The organism is Pseudomonas sp. BN414 (assembly GCF_029871275.1).
Taxonomy (GTDB): Bacteria; Pseudomonadota; Gammaproteobacteria; order Pseudomonadales; family Pseudomonadaceae; genus Metapseudomonas; species Metapseudomonas resinovorans_C.
On sequence record NZ_SSOL01000071.1, the window covers coordinates 32,222 to 48,902 of the forward strand.

The 16,681-nt window shown below is 64.1% G+C and carries 15 protein-coding genes; 7 read left to right on the forward strand and 8 right to left on the reverse strand.

Translation table 11 applies throughout. The features are described from left to right. Positions 1-15: 15 nt before the first annotated feature. Both E8E95_RS18200 and tusA read right to left on the reverse strand, forming a co-directional pair. Positions 16-471, reverse strand: a complete 456-nt coding sequence (locus E8E95_RS18200; RefSeq protein ID WP_280352483.1) for a gamma-glutamylcyclotransferase — start codon at positions 469-471, stop codon at positions 16-18. Next, on the reverse strand, positions 471-710 hold the full coding sequence (gene tusA, locus E8E95_RS18205; RefSeq protein ID WP_077526325.1) for a sulfurtransferase TusA: 240 nt from the start codon (positions 708-710) through the stop codon (positions 471-473). Before tusA ends, E8E95_RS18200 begins: the two co-directional genes overlap by 1 nt. 167 nt (positions 711-877) lie before the next feature. On the opposite strand from tusA, the gene E8E95_RS18210 reads away from it, so the two are divergent. Together E8E95_RS18210 and E8E95_RS18215 are read left to right on the forward strand one after the other, a co-directional pair. Then, a complete protein-coding gene (locus E8E95_RS18210) occupies positions 878-2,422 on the forward strand; it encodes a CocE/NonD family hydrolase (protein ID WP_280352485.1) in 1,545 nt (514 codons plus the stop codon). Between the two features lie 36 nt (positions 2,423-2,458). Beyond that, positions 2,459-2,626, forward strand: a complete 168-nt coding sequence (locus tag E8E95_RS18215; protein ID WP_280352487.1) for a hypothetical protein — start codon at positions 2,459-2,461, stop codon at positions 2,624-2,626. 100 nt (positions 2,627-2,726) lie between these two features. Here E8E95_RS18215 and rlmM read toward each other — a convergent pair whose 3' ends face one another. Then, the gene (gene rlmM, locus E8E95_RS18220; protein ID WP_280352489.1) at positions 2,727-3,776 is read right to left on the reverse strand and encodes a 23S rRNA (cytidine(2498)-2'-O)-methyltransferase RlmM; all 1,050 of its coding nucleotides are present in this window, start codon (positions 3,774-3,776) and stop codon (positions 2,727-2,729) included. A gap of 211 nt (positions 3,777-3,987) precedes the next feature. Between rlmM and acnA the strand changes: the two genes are divergently transcribed. Together acnA and E8E95_RS18230 are read left to right on the forward strand one after the other, a co-directional pair. Beyond that, a complete protein-coding gene (gene acnA / locus E8E95_RS18225) occupies positions 3,988-6,678 on the forward strand; it encodes an aconitate hydratase AcnA (protein WP_280352491.1) in 2,691 nt (896 codons plus the stop codon). A gap of 219 nt (positions 6,679-6,897) precedes the next feature. Further along, positions 6,898-8,463, forward strand: a complete 1,566-nt coding sequence (locus E8E95_RS18230) for a PAS domain-containing methyl-accepting chemotaxis protein (RefSeq protein ID WP_280352493.1) — start codon at positions 6,898-6,900, stop codon at positions 8,461-8,463. Positions 8,464-8,542: 79 nt separating this feature from the next. Here the strand turns inward: E8E95_RS18230 and E8E95_RS18235 are convergent, their stop codons facing one another. The 4 genes from E8E95_RS18235 to kynB form a co-directional block, all read right to left on the reverse strand. Further along, positions 8,543-9,949 carry an amino acid permease gene (locus E8E95_RS18235; RefSeq protein WP_280352495.1) on the reverse strand — a complete coding sequence of 469 codons (1,407 nt, stop codon included), beginning with the start codon at positions 9,947-9,949 and terminating at the stop codon, positions 8,543-8,545. A 34-nt stretch (positions 9,950-9,983) separates the two neighbouring features. Further along, positions 9,984-11,300 carry an OprD family porin gene (locus E8E95_RS18240; protein WP_280352497.1) on the reverse strand — a complete coding sequence of 439 codons (1,317 nt, stop codon included), beginning with the start codon at positions 11,298-11,300 and terminating at the stop codon, positions 9,984-9,986. Between the two features lie 87 nt (positions 11,301-11,387). Next, positions 11,388-12,638: a kynureninase gene (gene kynU, locus E8E95_RS18245; RefSeq protein WP_280352499.1), complete on the reverse strand. Its 1,251-nt coding sequence runs from the start codon at positions 12,636-12,638 to the stop codon at positions 11,388-11,390. 9 nt (positions 12,639-12,647) lie between these two features. Continuing rightward, positions 12,648-13,289 carry an arylformamidase gene (gene kynB / locus E8E95_RS18250; protein ID WP_280352501.1) on the reverse strand — a complete coding sequence of 214 codons (642 nt, stop codon included), beginning with the start codon at positions 13,287-13,289 and terminating at the stop codon, positions 12,648-12,650. A 131-nt stretch (positions 13,290-13,420) separates the two neighbouring features. Here kynB and E8E95_RS18255 point away from each other — a divergent pair, with 131 nt between their 5' ends. Further along, a complete protein-coding gene (locus E8E95_RS18255) occupies positions 13,421-13,897 on the forward strand; it encodes an Lrp/AsnC family transcriptional regulator (RefSeq protein ID WP_280352503.1) in 477 nt (158 codons plus the stop codon). 6 nt (positions 13,898-13,903) lie between these two features. Here E8E95_RS18255 and E8E95_RS18260 read toward each other — a convergent pair whose 3' ends face one another. Further along, positions 13,904-14,521, reverse strand: a complete 618-nt coding sequence (locus tag E8E95_RS18260) for an alpha/beta family hydrolase (RefSeq protein WP_280352505.1) — start codon at positions 14,519-14,521, stop codon at positions 13,904-13,906. A 108-nt stretch (positions 14,522-14,629) separates the two neighbouring features. Between E8E95_RS18260 and ccoN the strand changes: the two genes are divergently transcribed. Beyond that, positions 14,630-16,066 (forward strand): cytochrome-c oxidase, cbb3-type subunit I, encoded by a 1,437-nt coding sequence (gene ccoN, locus E8E95_RS18265; protein ID WP_280352507.1) that lies wholly within the window; start codon positions 14,630-14,632, stop codon positions 16,064-16,066. Then, entirely contained in the window at positions 16,066-16,677 is a 612-nt protein-coding gene (ccoO, locus tag E8E95_RS18270) for a cytochrome-c oxidase, cbb3-type subunit II (RefSeq protein ID WP_179062004.1), read from the forward strand. The genes ccoN and ccoO overlap by 1 nt, the downstream gene beginning before the upstream one ends. Positions 16,678-16,681: the final 4 nt, after the last annotated feature.

A 16,681-nucleotide genomic window follows, 5' to 3' on the forward strand; every position in this document is an offset into this window, starting at 1 on the left:
CTTGCACAGGACGTATCACTCGTCGGCATGGGCCGGAACGGCAGCCAGGTTCTCCCAGTACGCAGGCGTCAGGAATTCCCGGCCAGCCAGCAGGTGTTCCAGGTAGCTGCGGGTCGGCCACAGGCCGTCCTCGCGCATGGCCGGATTGGCCACATAGACCCAGGCAGACTGCACACCTCGGGCGGTGACTACCGGCATGCGCTCCCGGCTGTAGAAGATCGGCGTACCTTCGAAGGGGTCCATCTTCCAGATCTCATCCTCGTGCTCCAGGCGGTAGAGCACGCCCTCCACCACGCCGTCCCGCTGGTAGCGGATGTTGGCATAGGATCGACCGGGGCGGTCGTGGGCGCGCTTGTTGAAGCACAGGGCATAACCTTCCAGGCGCCCGGCGAGGGCTTCGCTGAAGGCCAGGCCACGATGGCGCATCCGCGCCGGATTCATGTTCGAACCGTAGGCGAAGTAGAAGGGCATCAGTCGGACTTCTTGCGAATCCAGTAGAAGTAGGTACCAGCCTCTTCCGACTGGTCCAGCAGTTCATGGCCGAGGAAGACGCAGAACTTGGGGATGTCGCGGCGGGTGGACGGATCGGTGGCGATGACTTTGAGCAGGCCGCCGGCCGGCAGGTCGCGCACCTTGTTGTGCAGCATCATCACTGGCTCTGGGCAGTTCAGGCCGGTGGCGTCGAGAATGGCATCAGGCTGTTGGGACATGGGGCACTCCGAAAACTGGCAGCTATTGTGGCGCAAAGCCGGTTGCCCGCCCAGCCTTGAAGCCCGTGCTGCGACGTCTGGCCACAACGCTGCACAACCTTGGATGGGCTCTTTCCCACCGTCTGCTCGGGCAAGCTGAGGCGGTCATTCCTGCCAGCGGTCCTCCGATGCGCCTCGCCAGCTTGTTACTCGCCCTCCTCTTGCTCAACGGCTGTGCCGCCCGCGAACAGCTCCCCGACTTCAGCACCCTCGCCGATCGCGAGCTGCCTGCGACCCATTTCGAAACCGTCATTACCGCTCGCGACGGCACGCGGCTATCCGCCACCGTCTTTCAACCCGCCCTCAAACAAGGGGAGCAGGCTCCCGTCGTGGTGCACACCCACGGCTGGGGCGGATGGCGCGTGACCGGGCCGGAGGGTTTCTATGGCCAGCAGATGATGTCCGGGCGCGCAGCGCTCAAAGCCTGGCGTGCAGGATTCTGGGTGATCAGCTACGACCAACGCGGCTGGGGCGGCAGTGACGGCAACATCGAGATGATGGACCCGCGCTACGAGGTGCAGGACGCACTCGCCGTCATCGATTGGGCCGCCAGTCACCTGCCACGCCTGAGCATGGACGGCCCCGGCGACCCACGTGTCGGTATGCTGGGCGAAAGCTACGGTGGCGCCGTGCAACTGCTGGCCTCGGCGGAAGATCCGCGCATCGACGCCATCGTGCCCATCGCCACCTGGTACGACCTGTCGGAAGCCCTGGCACCGGGCGGACACATGAAGGTGGGCTGGACCGGCGTATTGCTGGGCCTGGGCGTCGCCACGGGCTACGACCTGGGCAAATTCACCCAGGCGTCTTACCTGAAAAGCGCCGGCGGCGAGATGACACCCCAGGTGCAGGCCGAGCTCAAGGCGCACAGCCTCGCCAGCTATTGCCAGCGCGGCCAGCGCCCCCACGCCGATGCGCTACTGATCCAGGGCCTGCGGGATACGCTTTTCCCCCTCGACCAGGGCTTGGCCATCCGCGAATGCCTGGGCCAAGGCGACGCCGACGTACGTCTGCTGGGGATGCAGGGTGGGCACATCCTGCCGCCGCCCCTGCAGCGCTGGAGTGGCCTGCCGCCCTTCAACAACGAGCCAGTCCTGCATTGTGGCGATCGCGCCATTAACCTCTACCAGGCAGTAGTCGCCTGGTATGAAGACAAACTGCGTGGGCGGCCCGGAGCTGCCGATAGCGTGCCGGACCTTTGCCTCAGCCTCGACCTGGACCACGGGCTGGCACTGCAACGACTTCCCCAAGCCGATGCACTCCAGCCCCTGCCAGAAACCCGTGTCCGCCCGCTGACCAGCGGTTGGCTCAGCCCGTCCAGCTTCATTCCCTTGCGCAAGGTCGAGGCAACGAGCGGACTGGTGGGCAGTGTGCGCCTTGAGTTGGATCGCGACGCCGATGCGCCACTGCTGTTCGCCTCGCTGGCGGTGCGACGTGCCGGCGGCAAGGTCGAAGCGCTCAGCGAACAGAGCACGCCGCTCAAGGCTGGGCGGGTCGATCTCGCCGTCGCCAGCGCCCTGCTCCAGCCCGGCGATGAACTGGGTCTAAAGGTCAGCGGTTTCAGCGGCCAATACCTGTTCAACAGCTCCTGGAATCCGGGCGTGACGACGCTGAAGGGGCTCGTCAGCCTGCCGCCGCTCCTGCCTCTGGAAGCACCGCTCGCCAGCCAGTGAAAGACGGCGCAGCATGGAGCTTTGCAGGAGCTCGCCATGCCCGAATCCCCTGAGCGCAACTGGTGCGTCAAGCGGCTGGACGACAACGGCAACGTGTTCGTCCTGCGTGCCGGACTGAGCCGCGGTGAAGCCGAGCAGTTGATGGCGGAGTACCAGGTGCGGGGGCACAAGCAGAGTTACTGGGTGGAGCGGATGGAGCTGTAGGGGCGAATTCATTCGCCAAGGGCAGCGCAGCTGCCCTATCAGGCCTTGAGGGACAGACCTTCGGCCTGCTTGGCGAATGAATTCGCCCCTACAAGCAGCACTACAACCTGCGCAGGTGGCAGGTCACTTCCTCGCGATCGTGATAGAGCTGCTTGCAGGCGATGGACACCTTCAGCCCCCTGCCCTTCATCCCGGCCTCGATGCGTGCCAGCAGCTTCTGCACTTCGGCATAGCGCTGCTTCATCGGCAGCTTGAGGTTGACCACCGCCTCCTGGCACCAGCCCTCGCCGAGCCAGGTCTCGATCATCGCGGCGGTACGGGCGGGTTTCTCGACGATGTCGCACACCATCCAGTTGACCGGCCGGCGCGGCTTGAAGGTGAAGCCGTCAGCGCGTTGATGCTCGACAAAGCCGGAATACATCAGGCTCTCCGCCATCGGACCATTGTCGACGGCGGTGACCTTGATCTCCCGCTGCACCAGTTGCCAGGTCCAGCCACCCGGCGCGGCGCCCAGATCGACGGCCGTCATGCCGGGAGCAAGGCGCGCATCCCACTGGTTGCGTGGAATGAACTGATGCCAGGCTTCCTCCAGCTTGAGGGTGGAGCGGCTCGGCGCCTCGCGGGGAAACTTCAGGCGCGGGATTCCCATGGGCCAGAGTGCCGAATTGTTCGATTCGGCCAGACCAACGAAGGCCTGGCGGCCGCTGCGGATGGTCAGCAGCAGGCGCGGCAGCTGCGGATCGTCCTTGAGCTTGCCGGCCTTGGTCAGGGCCGCGCGCAAGGGCTTCTCGAACTTGCGGCAGAAGGTCGACAGCTCCTTGCCCTCGTTGGTGTCCAGCACCTCCAGCCAGAGGCTGCCGCACACTGGGTAATCGCCCAGCGCTTCCAGCAGTACACCGATGCGGTCGGTTTCCGGCAGGTCGACATATTCACCACGGGCCCACTGGCGCGGGAAGATCAACTGGCTGAAACGCACTTTGCGCATCAGCCGTTCGGCGCCACCGGGCTCGGTGCAGACGAATTCGGCGCAGGCGCTCTGCGGCTTGGCCCTCGAGTAACCGGCCACATCGAGGTGGGCGGCATGCTCGGTCATTTCGGCGCAGACCTCGCCCTCGAAACCGGGGCGGCAGTGCAACAGCAAGGTGTTCATCGGGGTTCCTCCTGGGCGCGCACTATAGTTGCGCGGCGCCCGTTTTCACACAGGCCAGGAAGGAATTTCCTACAGCCGGATACAACCGCGAGGGGAACCCCACTCCCACCTGACGGTCGGCTGAAATGGCAAGACCCGCCAAGCAGAGCTAGGGTTTTAGATTCCGTACGAGCAGCCGGCCCATGCCGTGTGGGCCTCAAGGAGAAATCCGATGCCTTCCCTGGATAGCCTGAACTGCCGCCGCAGCCTGGAAATCGCCGGCAAGACCTACCACTACTTCAGCCTGCCCGAGGCGGCCAAACGCCTGGGCGCAATCGACAGGCTGCCCATGTCGATGAAGGTGTTGCTGGAGAACCTGTTGCGCTGGGAGGACAACGAAACCGTCACTGCCACCGACCTCAAGGCCCTGGCCGACTGGCTCGGCCCACGCAGCTCGGATCGCGAAATCCAGTACCGCCCCGCGCGCGTGCTGATGCAGGATTTCACCGGGGTGCCTGCGGTGGTGGACCTGGCCGCCATGCGCGCCGCCGTGGCTGCGGCGGGCGGCGACCCGCAGCGGATCAACCCGCTGTCGCCAGTGGATCTGGTGATCGATCACTCGGTGATGGTGGACCGCTTTGCCTCCCAGGCCGCCTTCGAGCAGAACGTCGAGATCGAGATGCAGCGCAATGGCGAGCGCTATGCGTTCCTCCGTTGGGGTCAGCGGGCTTTCGACAACTTCAGCGTGGTGCCGCCCGGCACCGGCATCTGCCACCAGGTCAACCTCGAGTACCTCGCCCGAACCGTCTGGACCCGCGAAGAAGACGGGCTCACCTACGCCTTCCCCGACACGCTGGTGGGCACCGACTCCCACACCACCATGATCAATGGCCTGGGCGTGCTCGGCTGGGGCGTCGGCGGCATCGAGGCCGAAGCGGCCATGCTTGGCCAGCCGGTGTCGATGCTGATTCCCGAGGTGATCGGCTTCAAGCTCACCGGCAAGCTGCGTGAAGGCATCACCGCCACCGACCTGGTGCTCACCGTCACCCAGATGCTGCGCAAGAAAGGCGTGGTCGGAAAATTCGTCGAATTTTATGGCGACGGACTGGCCGACCTGCCCCTGGCCGATCGCGCCACCATCGCCAACATGGCCCCGGAATACGGTGCCACCTGCGGCTTCTTCCCGGTGGACGACATCACCCTGGGCTACCTGCGCCTGTCCGGTCGGCCGGAGGAAACCGTGCAACTGGTGGAGGCCTATAGCAAGGCCCAGGGCCTGTGGCGCGAACCAGGCCATGAGCCAGTGTTCACCGATTCGCTTTCGCTGGACCTCGGCAGTGTCGAAGCCAGCCTGGCCGGCCCCCGGCGCCCGCAGGATCGCGTGCCGCTGCCCCAGGTACCGGGAGCCTTCAGTGATCTGCTGGACCTTCAGGTCAGGCCCGCTGGCGCCACCGCTGCTGAAAGCATCAGCGTGACGCTGGATGATGGCGAACGGTTCAGCCTCGACGACGGCGCGGTGGTCATCGCCGCGATCACCTCCTGCACCAACACCTCCAACCCCAGCGTGATGATGGCCGCCGGCCTGGTCGCGAAGAAAGCCGTGGAAAAGGGCCTGCGACGGAAACCCTGGGTCAAGTCCTCACTGGCTCCCGGCTCCAAGGTGGTGACCGAATACTTCCGCGCCGCCGGCCTCACCGCCTACCTGGACCAGCTCGGCTTCAACCTGGTGGGTTACGGCTGCACGACCTGCATCGGCAACTCCGGCCCCCTGCTGGACCCCATCGAGCAAGCCATCCAGCAAGCTGACCTAACCGTTGCCTCGGTGCTGTCCGGCAACCGCAACTTCGAAGGTCGGGTTCACCCGCTGGTGAAAGCCAACTGGCTGGCCTCCCCGCCCCTGGTGGTCGCCTACGCCCTGGCCGGCAGCGTGCGCCTGGACCTCGGCAGCCAGCCGCTCGGCGTAGGCAGCGATGGCCAACCGGTCTACCTCAAGGACATCTGGCCGAGCCAGCAGGAAATCGCCGAAGCCATCCGGAAAGTGGATACCGCGATGTTCCGCAAGGAATACGCCGAGGTCTTCGCCGGCGACGAAAAGTGGCGGTCGATCGCGGTACCGGAGTCCGACACCTATGCCTGGCAGGCCGACTCGACCTATATCCAGCACCCGCCCTTCTTCGCCGAAATCACCGGCGCCCCGCCGAAGGTGGAGGATGTGCGCCAGGCGCGCATCCTCGCCCTGTTGGGCGACTCGGTGACCACCGACCACATCTCGCCTGCCGGCAATATCAAGGCCGACAGCCCGGCTGGACGCTACCTGCGTGAGCACGGCGTGGCCCCGGCGGACTTCAACTCCTACGGATCGAGGCGCGGGAACCATGAAGTGATGATGCGCGGCACCTTCGCCAATATCCGCATTCGCAACGAAATGCTCGGCGGCGAGGAAGGCGGCAATACCCTGCACATCCCCAGCGGCGAGAAGCTGGCCATCTACGACGCCGCCATGCGCTATCAGTCGGAAGGCACGCCGCTGGTGATAATCGCCGGCAAGGAATACGGCACCGGCTCCTCCCGCGACTGGGCCGCCAAGGGCACCAACCTGCTGGGTATCAAGGCGGTCATCGCCGAAAGCTTCGAGCGCATCCACCGTTCCAACCTGGTGGGGATGGGCGTACTGCCGTTGCAGTTCAAGGATGGTCAGGATCGCAAGACCCTTAACCTGACCGGCAAGGAAACCCTGGCCATCAGCGGCCTGGAAAGCGCCAGCCTGCGGCCACACATGGACCTCAGCCTGGAAATCACCCGCGAGGACGGCTCGAAGGACAGCACCCAACTGCTCTGCCGCATCGATACCCGGAATGAAGTGGAGTACTTCAAGGCCGGGGGCATCCTTCATTACGTGCTGCGGCAGTTGCTCGCCGGCTGAAACGTCCTCCCACCCGCAAGCCCCCGGAAACTGAGCACCTTGTTCTTCCGGGGCCTTCTCCCCTACTCAGCTCCAAGGGCGAGTGCGGTAATCGAACCGCTCCAGCAAGGCAATCGGACAGCCGGCTCCGAAAGCCGGCTAGACTCTGCGCCCCAAAGAAAAGGCTCAACCTTGGCGCATAGATGCCGATAGAAGCAGTAAGCCTTGCGGAAGGAAACTATGAGAAATAATCAACCCATTACCCAGCGGGAACGCAGTTTCCCCGTCGAGCAGCGCCTGATCTCCACTACGGACAGCAAGGGCGTCATCACTTATGCCAACGAGGCGTTCGTCGAGATCAGCGGCTACAGCCGCGACGAACTGATTCGTTCCCCGCACAACCTGGTGCGACACCCGGACGTCCCCCCTGCTGTATTCGCCCACATGTGGACCACCCTGAAGAAGGGTCGCCCCTGGATGGGGGTGGTGAAGAATCGCTGCAAGAACGGCGATCACTACTGGGTGAATGCCTACGTCACCCCGATCTTCGAAGGCAACCAGGTCACTGGCTACGAGTCCGTGCGGATCAGACCCACCGCCGAGCAGGTGCGTCGTGCCGAAGCCCTTTACCAGCGCCTGAACACCGGCAAGGCGGCCATCCCCAGCCGCGACAAGTGGCTGCCGGTTCTCCAGGATTGGCTGCCCTTCATCCTCATCAGCCAGATCGGTTTCCTGATCGGTGCCTGGCTGAACTCCCACTGGGGCTTCCTCCTGGCCGCACTGGTCTCGGTGCCGCTGGGCCTGGTTGGACTCGCCTGGCAGAACCGCGGCATCAAGCGCCTGTTGCACCTGGCCGAGCAGACCACCTCAGACCCGCTGATCGCTCAGATGTATACCGACAGCCGGGGCGTCCAGGCGCGCCTGGAAATGGCCATGCTCAGCCAGGAAGCCCGCCTGAAGACCTGCCTGACCCGTCTGCAGGACACCGCGGAACACCTGACCCAGCAGGCTCGCCAGGCGGATGCCCTGGCCCATAACAGTTCGGAAGGGCTGGAACGCCAACGGGTGGAAACCGAGCAGGTGGCCACTGCCGTGAACCAGATGGCCGCCACCACCCAGGAAGTGGCCAACAACGTGCAGCGCACCGCCGACGCCACCCAGGAAGCCAATCGCCTGACCAGCCAGGGCCGCAACATCGCCGCCGAAACCCGCGAGGCCATCCAGCGTCTCTCGCAATCGGTGGGCGAGACCGGCGAGACGGTCACGCGCCTGGCTCAGGACAGCAACGAGATCGGTGGCGTGGTGGATGTGATCAAAGGCATCGCCGACCAGACCAACCTGCTGGCACTCAACGCCGCGATCGAGGCCGCCCGCGCCGGTGAGATGGGCCGTGGCTTTGCCGTGGTCGCCGACGAAGTGCGCCAACTCGCCCAGCGCACGGCTGAATCCACCGGGCAGATCCATCAGCTGATCGCCCAGCTGCAGAAAACCGCAGAGGAAGCCGTGCACACCATGGAGCATGGTCGTCGCCAGGCGGATGAAGGCGTCGAGCGCGTGCTCCAGGCGGACCAGGCACTGGTGGGCATCAGCGAAGCGGTGGCCAACATCGCTGACATGGCTGACCAGATCGCCGCCGCAACCGAAGAACAGAGCGCGGTGGCCGAACAGATCAACCAGAGCATCAGCAGCATCGCCCATCTGGCCGACCAGACCTCGGGAGAGGCCCAGCGCACGGCGTTGCTCAGCGAGGAGCTGACCCACACCGCTCAGGGGCAGTATTCCCTGGTGGACAGGTTCAACCGCTGACGACACCGACCATGAAAAAGGGCGCCGAAAGGCGCCCTTTTTTCTATTTGCGTGTGGATCGCGAGGTCCACAACGACCTTTACGCCCCCTGCCCTTCCCGGACTACCTCCGTGCCCTGGCGGAAGTACAACTGATAGGCCAGCGCCAGCAGTGCAAGGAAAGGCACGCCGAACACCAAGGTCATGCGGAAGGCCGGTACGAAGGCGGTGGTCACCAGAATCGCCAGCATCAATCCGAGGCCCAACAGCGTCGCCCAGGGAAAGCCCCACATGCGGAAGGACAGTCGCGCACTGCCGTGACGTTCGTGGTAACGGCGGAAACGGTAGTGGGTGAGGAAGATCATCATCCAGGCGAAAAGCGCGCCGAAGATGGAAATCGCCATCATCAGCATGAAGGACTCCTCTGGGAACGCCAGGTTGACCAGGGTCGCCAGGGCGACGCCGGTGCAGGACATCGCCAGGGCGTTCAACGGCACCCCGGCACTGCTCACCCGGCCCATGGCCTTGGGCGCGTGCCCCGCGCGGGAGAGGCTGAACATCATCCGCGTCGTGGTGTAGAGCTGGCTGTTCATCGCCGACAGCGCCGCCACCAGGATCACGAAGTTGATCAGGCCCGTGGCGCCGGGGATGCCCACCTGCTGCATCACAGTGACGAAGGGGCTCTGGGCGCCCTGCCCCGACTGGTCCCAGGGCACCATGGCGAGGATCAGCGCCAGGGTGAAGATGTAGAACACCACCAGCCGCACCATGGTCACGCGGAAGGCATTCTTCACGGCCACCTCCGGTTGCTCCGCCTCGCCGGCCGCCACCGCGATCATCTCGATGCTCAGGTAGCTGAAGATGGCGATGATGACGGCGATCCAGACGCCCGACAGGCCATGGGGCAGGAAGCCACCATGTTCAACGTAATGGTGGAATCCGTATTCCGGGTGCTGGCCACCGAACACCAGCCAGGCCCCCAGCAGGATGAAGGCGAGGATGGCACTGATCTTGATCGCGGAGAACCAATATTCGAAATGGCCGAACGCCTTGACGCTGATGGCGTTGGTCAGGACCAGCACGGAAGAGAACAGCAGGATCCACACCCAACCCGCCACATCCGGGAACCAGTACTTCATGTACAGGGCAATGGCGGTCACTTCGGTGCCTACCGCCAGGACAATGGCCGCCCAGTAGGCATAGCGCACCAGGAAGCCGGCCATCGGGCCAACGTAGTACTCGGCGTAGGCGCCGAAAGAGCCGGAGGTGGGATGAGCCACGGTCATTTCCGCCAGGCAGCCCATCAGCAACAATGCGATGAGTGCACCGATGGAATAGCTGATGAGCACACCCGGCCCGGCGAAGCCGATAGCGAAGCTGCTGCCCATGAAGAGCCCGGTGCCGATGGCGCCACCGATGGCGATCATGCTCATCTGCGCCGAAGTGAGCTGGCGCTTGAGCCCCTGCTCACGAGCCGCGATTGCGGCGAATCCAGTCTTGTTGGTCATTTGTGCCTCGTATGTCTTGTCGTTGTGGCAGGCGTCAGAGCAGTTGCAGCGGGTACTCGACTATCACCCGCAGTTCGTTGTTGTCCGCGGTATCGGCGCGGGCCACCTCTTCGGTGGAGCGGATGCTGGCCTGGCGCAGGCGGAGCGAGAGGTCTTTCGCCGGACCGGACTGCACTACGTAGCGCAACTCGATATCGCGCTCCCAGCGCCTGCCATCCTCGCCATAGCGGCCGTAGGCGCCGTTCGGGCCGCCCCGGTAGTGGCTGTCGTCGATGTGGTCGCCACTGATGTAACGGGTCATGAAGCTGAGGCCGGGTACGCCGAAGGCTGCCAGGTCCAGGTCGTAGCGCAGCTGCCAGGAGCGCTCGTTGGGGGCATTGAAGTCGAGCACCTGCACCGAGTTGGCGAGGAAGATCGAGGTGCCCGGCTGGCGATCGAAGCCCAGGTAGTCGAATGGCTCGTCGCCATGCACTCGCTGGTAGGCCAGGGTCAGTGCGTGGGGGCCCTGGCTGTAGCGTCCGGACAGGGACCAGGTGGTGTTGTCGATCTCACCCGCCCGCTGCTGTCCCTGGTCGAGGGTGCGGTAGAGATTCAGGTCGAACGTCAGGGCCCGGCCCTGGTCGAGGTCCAGGCGCTGGCTGGCACTGGCGTAGTACTGCCGCCAGATGTCCTCGAAGCGCGAGCCATAGACGGAGAAGCTGGTGCCGTTGGAGGGCGTCCAGTTGAGTCCCGCGTAGTCGACCCGGCGCGTTTCCACCTGGGCGTAGAGTGCCTTGAGCGCCCCGTCGGAGTTGGTGGAATTGCCGTCATTACCAGCGGTGAAATGGCCGGCATCCACCAGCAGATCATCGATCTCCCGACTGTTGAGCGAAATGCCGATAGCCATCGGGGTGAACAATCGCGCGTTGCCCGTACCGAACACCGGATTCATGGGGGCTTGGCTGCCGTACTTCAGCTCGCTGCGTGAGACGCGAACTTTCACCGCGGCGCCCACTTCCGAGTACTCGTCCTCGGGTTGCCCTTCGGAATCCACTGGAAGCAGGTCGGTGCCGGTGCGAGAGCGGCTGCTGTCGAGCTTCAGACCGAGGTTTGCGTAGGCATCGATGCCGAAACCAACGGTGCCCCGGGTAAAGCCGGAGCTGTAGTCCAGGATCATCCCATGGGCCCACTCCTCACGGTAGTTCTGCCCACCCGGGTTATTCAGGATGTTGCGATGGAAGTAGAAGTTGCGCTGGGTCAGGACCAGGCGACTGTCGTCGAAAAAGCCACCTTCGGCCTCCCCGGCCATCAGGTGGGGGCTCAAGGCTCCGAGCAGCAGTAACGGGCACGCCGACGACGGATTCAGCTTCATGGATTCAACCTCTTTTTGTGTTTATGGGGTCGAGGCTGGGCGCCATTCCTGGGGATGGCACCCGGGCAAGGGGCTTGTGGTTCTGGATCAGGTCACTTGTTTGCGGGTCATGAAGCGCTCTTCGCGCCAGGCACCGCTGTCGAGTACCTCGCCGAGGATTTCCGCGGCGTCCCAGACATCGACAAAGCGGGTGTAGAGCGGAGTGAAGCCGAAACGCATGATTCGCGGCTCGCGGTAGTCACCGATGACGCCCCGGTCGATCAGCGCCTGGATGACCGCGTAGCCTTCAGGGTGCTCGAAGCTCACGTGGCTGCCACGACGAGCGTGCTCCAGCGGGGTGACCAGCGTCAGCGGGTGCTTGCCGCAGCGGGCCTGGACGCGGTCGATGAACAGATCGGTCAGCGCCAGGGACTTCTGCCGCAAGGCCTGCATGTCGGTCTTGGCGTAAGTGTCGAGGCCGCACTCCACCAAGGCCATCGAGGTGATGGGCTGAGTACCGCAGAGGTAACGACCGATCCCCGGCGCCGGCTCGTAGCGGGGCTCCATGCCGAACTGGCGGGCGTGGCCCCACCAGCCGGAAAGCGGTTGCCAGACCAGCTCCCGAAGTTCCGGGGAAACCCAGACGAATGCCGGCGAACCGGGGCCGCCGTTCAGGTACTTGTAGGTGCAGCCGATGGCGTAGTCAGCGCCGGCAGCCTTGAGGTCCACCGGCACCGCGCCGGCCGAGTGGCAGAGGTCCCAGATGGTCAGCGCGCCGCACTCGTGGGCCAGCGCGGTGAGCGCGGCCATGTCGTGCAGGTAGCCGGTCTTGTAGTTCACCTGGGTGATCATCACCACGGCGGTGTCATTGCCGATGGCCGCCGGCAGGTCCTCCGGGCGGTCCACCAGACGCAGGCTGTAGCCCTGCTGCAGCATGTCGGCCAGACCTTCGACCATGTAGATGTCGGTGGGGAAGTTGCTGGTCTCGGTGACGATCACCTTGCGCGACGGATCGCGTCCGGCCTGCACGCGCAGGGCTGCCACCAGCACCTTGAAGAGGTTGATGGACGTGGTATCGGTGATCACCACTTCGTCCTCGCCGGCACCGATCAGGGGCGCCAACTTGTTGCCCAGGCGCTCCGGCAGGCCGCGCCAGCCTGCGCTGTTCCAGCTGCTGATCAGGTCGTCACCCCACTCGTCCGCCAGCACCTGGCGCGCTCGATCCAGGGCCGCAACCGGGCGAGCGCCGAGGGAGTTGCCGTCCAGATAGATCATGCCCTCGGGCAGGGCGAAGTCCTCACGCAACGCGGCAAGTGAGTCGCGAGCATCAAGTGCCAGGCAGTCTTCTCTTGTTGTCATGGTCTTTTCCTAATTCGAGTGACGACGCAGCACGGCACGAACCGGACTGGCATCGAGATGGGTGAATTTGAGAGGGAGGGCGATCAGTTCGTAGTCGCCGGACGGCACCTCATCCAGCAACAGGCCTTCGAGGATGGCCATGCGCTGACGTGCCACTGCGCGGTGGGCGTCGAGGCTCTTGCTGTCCTGCGGGTCCAGGGAGGGCGTGTCAGTGCCCACCAGCATCACACCGTGATGGGCCAGGAGCTCGATGCAGCCGGGGTGGATGGCGGCGAAGTGCTCAGGCCAGGTATCCAGGGGTGACTGGTGCCAGGTGCGGATCAGGACCCGGGGCGGCACCCCGTCAAGTTGGGGTGCCAATTGCTCGGGCCGCACGTACGGCCCGGCATCCAGGCAATGAATGACCCGGCAGGGTCCGAGGTAAGGCGCGAGATCCACGGCACCGATAGCCGCCCCAGTGGAGTCGTAGTGCAGCGGCGCGTCGGCGTGGGCGCCGGTGTGGGGCGACAGGGTGATGCGCCCGACATTGACTGGGCAGTGTTCGTCGATCCGCCAGCAGCGCTCTTCCTGGAAAGGCGTGTCGCCCGGCCAGGTAGGGGTACTGCTGTCCAGCGGTGGGCTGATGTCCCACAGGACCTTGTCGTCGTGCATGTTCGTCCTCCTCCTCAAGCGAGAGAATCATGCTGCAAGGTCCATCGAATTTTCGTGCTATCTTTGCGCCACTCACCCCATTAGTTCGCAGATAATTCTGAAAATCTTCAAAACAAGAGAAGAATATTCAATTGAACCTGGACGCTACCGACCTTCGCATTCTGCTCTGCCTGCAGCAGAACGGACGCATCAGCAATCAGGAGCTGGCGGAGAAGGTCGCGCTATCGCCGTCTGCCTGCTTGCGCCGGCTGCGCAACCTGGAGGACGAAGGCATCATCCGCGGCTACCGCCCGGTACTGGATGCCGAGCGCCTGGGTGTCGAACTGGAAGCCCTGGTCCATGTTTCCATGCGTCAGGACGAGGAAGGCTGGCATGAACGCTTCGTCCAGAAGGTGCAGGGCTGGCCAGAAGTGATCGCCGCCTACATCGTCACCGGGCACAGCAACTACGTACTGCGGGTCCAGGTGCGCAACCTGAAGCAGTTCTCGGACTTCATCGTGAACCGGTTGAACCGCGCCAATGGCGTCACCGATATCCGCTCCGAGATCATCCTGCAGACCATCAAGGACGGCGGTGGGGTACTGGACCTGCTCGTAGCCCGCAAGTAGCGGGACTCAGCCCGCCAGAAACGCGGCCACGGCGTCCGCCGCGCTGTCCAGGTGCTGTTCATGGCTGAAACCTGATGCCTTGAGCGGCTTCAGGTCGTGATCCCCCGCCACCAGCCATTGCACGCGAATGGCATCCGACAGGCTGTAGCCGGCCACTGTCAGGCGGTCCCCCATGGGGTCGCGCTCACCTTGCACGATCAACGTCGGGGTCTTGAGATCGGCCAGATGGGCGACACGGGGCTTGTCCGCCTTGCCGACGGCATGGAACGGATAGCCCAGGCAAACGAGCGCGTCGACGCCCAACTCATCGGCCAGCAGACTGGCCATCCGCCCTCCCATGGACTTGCCGCCGATGGCCAGCGGCCCTGTGACCTGCTGTCGCACGAGGGTGTGAATCTCCCGCCAGCAGCTCAAGAGCTGGGGCTGGGGATTTGGCGGTCGGCGCCGTCCATCCTCCCGCCGTACGGCCATGTAGGGAAACTCGAATCGGGCCACCGCAACACCACGCGCGGCGAGCCTTTGCGCCATGTCATCCATGAACGGGCTGTCCATCGGCGCCCCGGCACCATGGGCCAGGACGAGGGTGTACGAAGCCGGGCCATCAGGCCTGTTCCACAAGAGCATTCAGACTTCTCCGTCGATTGTGGGCGATTGATCCAGATCAATAGCCACGAAATGGGCTTTCACCATGCTTGCCGCGCTATCTAAAAACCGTGGACGGAAGCCCATAACATGAGCACAGCAAGCAGCACCGCCTATAACTACAAGGTGGTCCGCCAGTTCGCCATTATGACGGTGGTGTGGGGAATCGTCGGGATGGGGCTCGGCGTTCTCATCGCCGCACAATTGGCCTGGCCGGAACTCAACTTCAACCTTCCCTGGACGAGCTTCGGCCGACTTCGCCCGCTGCACACCAACGCAGTGATCTTCGCCTTCGGCGGATGCGCGCTGTTCGCCACCAGCTACTACGCAGTGCAGCGCACCTGCCAGACCCGCCTGATCTCCGACAAGCTCGCCGCCTTCACCTTCTGGGGCTGGCAGCTGGTGATCGTGCTGGCCGCCATCAGCCTGCCAATGGGCTGGACCAGCTCGAAAGAATACGCCGAGCTGGAATGGCCGATCGACATCCTGATCACCATTGTCTGGGTCAGCTACGCCATCGTCTTCTTCGGAACCGTGGTGAAGCGCAAGACCAAGCATATCTACGTGGGTAACTGGTTCTTCGGTGGATTCATCCTCACCGTGGCCATTCTCCACTTGGTGAACAACCTGGAAATCCCGGTCACTCTGACCAAGTCCTACTCCCTTTACTCTGGTGCCACTGACGCCATGATCCAGTGGTGGTACGGCCACAACGCGGTGGGCTTCTTCCTGACCGCTGGCTTCCTGGGGATGATGTACTACTTCGTGCCCAAGCAGGCCGAGCGGCCGGTGTATTCCTATCGCCTGTCCATCGTGCACTTCTGGGCGCTGATCACCCTGTACATCTGGGCCGGTCCGCACCACCTGCACTACACCGCCCTGCCGGACTGGGCCCAGTCCCTCGGCATGGTGATGTCGCTGGTACTGCTGGCACCGAGCTGGGGCGGCATGATCAACGGCATGATGACCCTTTCCGGCGCCTGGCATAAGCTGCGCTCCGACCCCATCCTGCGCTTCCTGGTGGTATCTCTGGCCTTCTACGGCATGTCCACCTTCGAAGGCCCGATGATGGCCATCAAGACCGTCAACGCCCTCTCCCACTACACCGACTGGACCATCGGCCACGTACACGCCGGTGCCCTTGGCTGGGTAGCGATGGTGTCGATTGGCTCGCTGTACCACCTGATTCCGAAGGTGTTCGGTCGCGAGCAGATGTACAGCACCGCACTGATCAACGCGCACTTCTGGCTGGCCACCATCGGCACCGTTCTGTACATCGCCTCGATGTGGGTCAACGGCATCACCCAGGGCCTGATGTGGCGCGCTGTCAACGAAGACGGCACCCTCACCTACTCCTTCGTTGAAGCCCTGGAAGCCAGCCATCCCGGCTTCGTGGTGCGGGTAATCGGCGGGGCCATCTTCTTCAGCGGCATGTTCCTCATGGCCTGGAACACCTGGCGCACCGTGAAGGCCTCCGAGCCAGCCGAATACGACGCCGCCGCGCAGATCCCGCAAGGAGCCCACTGATGAAACAGCACGAGAAACTCGAGAAGAACGTTGGTCTCCTGGCGCTGTTCATGGTCCTGGCCGTCAGCATCGGCGGCCTGGTGCAGATCGTGCCGCTGTTCTTCCAGGACGTGACCAACACACCGGTCGACGGCATGAAGCCCTACACCGCCCTGCAACTGGAAGGTCGTGACATCTACATCCGCGAAGGCTGCGTGGGCTGCCACTCGCAGATGATCCGCCCCTTCCGCGCTGAAACCGAGCGTTATGGCCACTACTCCGTCGCTGGCGAAAGCGTCTGGGATCACCCCTTCCTGTGGGGCTCCAAGCGTACCGGTCCGGACCTGGCCCGCGTCGGTGGCCGCTACTCAGACGACTGGCACCGTGCGCACCTGTACAACCCGCGCAACGTAGTGCCCGAGTCGAAGATGCCGGCCTACCCGTGGCTGGTGGAGAACACCCTGGACGGGAAGGACACTGCCGCAAAGATCCGCGCCATGCAGACCCTCGGCGTGCCCTACACCGACGAGGACGTCGCGGGCGCTCAAGCAGCGGTGAAAGGCAAGACCGAGATGGATGCCGTGGTCGCCTACCTGCAGGTGCTGGGCACCAGCCTGAAGAACAAGAGGTAGGGCC